The organism is Pantoea stewartii subsp. stewartii, from assembly GCF_008801695.1.
Classification (GTDB): Bacteria; Pseudomonadota; Gammaproteobacteria; order Enterobacterales; family Enterobacteriaceae; genus Pantoea; species Pantoea stewartii.
In genome coordinates this window covers 1-3,894 of the sequence record NZ_VZPF01000153.1, presented here as the reverse complement: position 1 = coordinate 3,894, position 3,894 = coordinate 1, and the positions used below count along the sequence as shown (strand labels likewise).

Below are 3,894 nucleotides of genomic sequence, written 5' to 3'. Positions count from 1 at the left end.
CGATTTATGCTCCACGCTTCCTCCCCACACTCGGTCACCCTAATGCAGTTGCGCTTCACTTCATTTGCTGTGATCAACTCATGGCGGGACTTACACCCGCAGGAGTGCGCCCATGCCGGGCGCACACGAGAAAAACGCGGCCGCCAGGGCGACCGCGCTGATGGGAAAGGCGGTGATAATCCCGTTAACGCCACCGGGCGACAGGATTCTCCAGCGTGCCGGCAAACTTGAGGTTTTCGGCAGGATCGGACAGGTTGATCATCTGCTGATTATTGGCCAGCTGCAGGCGGTTCAGACAGGAGCGGGTAAAGGTGGGCGCAAACATATCGTAGCGGGCAAATTTACTGGCCAGCTGCGGATGCGCCTGCTGATAATCCTTCACGCACTGTGCGACCAACTGCCAGAACTGACTCTCGGGCAGCGTACCTGACTGGTGTAAAATCGCGCTAATAAAGCGGAAGATGCAGTCGAAGACGTCGGTAAAAATCGACAACAGCTTCAGTTCTTCAGGCACGTCTACTGCCAGACGCTGGACGTTCTCCGGCAGTACCGCCTCCGGGTTCATGACGGCGATTTCTTCGCCAATGTCTTTCATGTAGGCGCTGACCGGCACATTGTTTTCCAGCAGCAGGATCAGGTTTTCGCCGTGGGGCATAAACACCAGATCGTGTTGATAGAAGCAGTGCAGCAGCGGACTGAGGTAACAGTTAAGGTAACGTTCAACCCACTGTGCCGCGGGCAGGCCTGAGTCGGCGATCAGTGCGGGCAGTAACGGCTGCTGCTGATGATCAACATGCAGGAACGCCGCCATGGTCATCAAGCGCTGGCCGGGCTGCAGATCAGGAACCGGATTATCTCGCCACAGGGCCGCAAACATTTTCTTATAGGCGGAATCGCCCTTAATGGCCCGTTCGTAATGGCGGTTGTGATAGCCCACGGCGGCCACCTCGCGCAGGATGCGGAAGTTGCAGCGCTGAAGCCAGCTGTCGTTTGCCACCAGCGTTTCCAGCCATTCATTAATCGCAGGCGTGGTCGCCATATAGTACGGCGACAAGCCGCGCATAAAGCCCATGTTGAGCACCGACAGGGCAGTTTTCACATAACGCTTGTGGGGCTGGCTGCGGTTAAAGAAGGTACGAATCGACTGCTGCGCCTGATACTGGTCATCACCGATGCCCAGATAAATAATGTCCCGACTGGCAATATCCGCCGCAAACACCGTCAGCAGCTTGTTCTGCCACTGCCACGGATGCACGGGCATAAAGATATAGTCCTCGGGTTCCACCCCGTGGCTTGTCAGCTGAGCCGCGAACCGATCCAGAATGGACTGCCCTAGCTCCTCCTGCAGCAACTGCGTATAGCTCAGCGCGCTGAGGCTGGAGAAATGGGCATGACGACGATGCACGGCTACCCAGATGAGATTTACCGGCGCGGCGGCCTCTGGAGCATAAGCCAGGTAATCCCGCGCATCGAAGCCGATGCGGCCGTTATTGGCGACGAAGCAGGGATGCCCTTCCGTCATGGAGGATTCCACGGTCTGGAAGTCCGCTTTTACCAGCGCCTGGCTGTCTGGATTCTGCTTCTGCAACTTAAATACGCTGCTGCATAAGGTGCTGCTGATCTCTTCCATGTAGGTGGCTAACAGCGCCTGAGGAATGCCGATCTGCGCATTAAACTCCTCAATAAACTGCAGCGCATCCAGCGGTAACGCCCGACCATTCTCCTGCTTTTCCAGTGAGGCAACGTCGATATCCCAGTGGTCCAGCGCCTGACGCTGAGCGGAAAAATGGTACTCTGCCTCGGCACCCGGCACGGCCAGGCGATAACGTCCAGGGTGCATTTCGTCGGGGACGATCAGCTTTTCATGCGCGAATTCGGCAATCGCTTTACGAATCAGTAAACGGTTAGCCTGCAGCCAGTGAGGTCCGGTGAGATGGGCACCGGTTAACAGTGAGGTGGCGTGATTCATTCGTGAGTCCTGCAGTAAAGCCTGTTGATAATCGTCGCGCTGACAGAAGGCCAGCCAGGCGGTTTTGTGGCCCATATCAATGGTGTGCTGGTAGCGAAAACCCGCACGTTTGTTCAGGCGATGGATTTTGTCGTTGCGCACATCCGGTTCGACCACCACGCGACTGACCTCGGGGCGGCTGAACAGGTAATCCATAACGGTGCTGAAGACCTGCCAGCTAAATTCCCTGACCGGGGTTTCCGCGGGCGCGATCAGAATATGCATGCCGTAGTCGTCCGGCTGAGCGGGATAGTATTTACCTACTTCATCCTCGCGGGCGCGATAGCATTCGACAAGGAAGGCCGGTTCACCATTGCAGCAGCCGATCAACGCCGCATGCGGATCCCTGGCCGTCAGCTGGTGGTAAAAGTCGGCGACCTGCTCTGGTGTGTCATTCTGCATTCCCCAGAAGCGGGCATAGTCGCGCGTCACCCAGCGATGAATCAGCGTGGCGTCAGCGGCCTGCATAGGGCGGAGGGTAAACTGGCCTGCCGGGCGGGCGGCAGTGAAAAGCGTTAACTGTGACATATTACGATTCCGATTGAGCCGGGAAAGTCTGGAAGGCAATCTGCCGTTCGACGGGATAGATCTCTTTGCCGGTGATTTCACGCAGCAGCACCGAATTGCGATAGCAGGCCATATCCAGATCCGGTGTAACGAAGCCGTGCGTGTGCAGCTCCGCGTTCTGCACGAAGATCTGGTTGTGGCGATCAATGCTGTAGTTACGCTGAACGTCGTAACGGCCCTTCTCGTCCCAGCGCAGACGCTGGCTGATGCCTTCAATAAACATCGGCGGACGATACTGATAGCCCGTTGCCATCACCAGACCGTGCGTACGGCGGGTAAAGGCACAATCCTGCTCCTGCTGATGCAACGCGAGCTCGAACTCTCCGTTGGGTAATGCGCGCATTCCGGTCAGTTCTGAATGGGTGAACAGATTAACGTTCAGCGCGCCATCCAGTTGCTTAACGTACATCAGATCGTAAATAGCGTTGATCAGCGTGCTGTTGATGCCTTTATAGAGATTTTTGTGGCGCGCATTCAGCGCATCGCGTTTCTCACCCGGCAGCGCGTGGAAATAGTCCACCCATTCTGGCGAGGTCATCTCCAGCGTCAGTTTGGTATATTCCAGCGGATAAAAGCGTGGCGCACGGGTTATCCAGTTCAGCTGATAGCCAAACCGATCGATCTCCGTAAGCAGATCGTAATAGATCTCTGCCGCGCCCTGCCCGCTACCCAGGACGGTAATGGACGGTTTTTTCTGCAAATCCGCCTTATTCGCCAGATACTGACTGGAGTGCGTAAAACGCGACCGGAATGGATGGCTGCAGGCAGCCAGGCTTCAGGACCGGTGCCTAACACCAGCCTGCGGGTCAGCCAGTCCTGCTGCTGCCCACTGACCGTATCGACTGCCCGTACGCGGTAGCACTGCAACGCTTCGTCGTAGCTCACATAGTCCACGCGCGTGTTCCAGCGCAGGTTACTCAGCTTTGAACAGGCCCACTGACAGTACTGGTTGTACTCTTTACGCATCAGGAAAAAGTCTTCGCGGATATAGAACGAATACAGTTTTCCTTTCTGCTTCATATAATTCAGCAGACTGTAAGGACTAAATAACTGCTCGGAATAGTAGATCACTTAGAGGGAACTCAGTCCGGTTTATGCGATCTGATCAATCGCTGAATATCCCAAATCACCAGCCGGACTGAGCAATGTCGATCATTGCACCAATACCCAGAACCGAACGACGCCTGATGCAGAAAACTATCCATAAAACAAAGGACAAAAACCACGCCCGGCGGCTCACCGCCATGCTGATGCTGCATCGTGGTGACACCGTCAGTCATGTTGCCAGAACACTCTGCTGTGCCCGCTCATCGATTGGT

At 55.8% G+C, this 3,894-nt stretch carries 1 protein-coding gene and 2 pseudogenes; 1 reads left to right on the top strand and 2 read right to left on the bottom strand.

All coding sequences use genetic code 11. From position 1 onward, the window contains the following. Nucleotides 1-184: 184 nt before the first annotated feature. Entirely contained in the window at nucleotides 185-2,536 is a 2,352-nt protein-coding gene (locus F7Q90_RS24900) for a GNAT family N-acetyltransferase (protein ID WP_006117602.1), read from the bottom strand. Nucleotide 2,537: 1 nt separating this feature from the next. Next, nucleotides 2,538-3,619 (bottom strand): annotated as a pseudogene (locus F7Q90_RS24895) (lysine N(6)-hydroxylase/L-ornithine N(5)-oxygenase family protein); the annotation flags it as partial. A 101-nt stretch (nucleotides 3,620-3,720) separates the two neighbouring features. Between F7Q90_RS24895 and F7Q90_RS24890 the strand changes: the two are divergent. After that, a pseudogene (locus tag F7Q90_RS24890) lies at nucleotides 3,721-3,894 on the top strand (IS630 family transposase); the annotation flags it as partial.

Coding starts and splice junctions, on each gene's coding strand:
- F7Q90_RS24900 (WP_006117602.1), bottom strand. CDS start 2,536: ATGTCACAGTTAACGCTTTTCACTGCCGCCCGCCCGGCAGGCCAGTTT.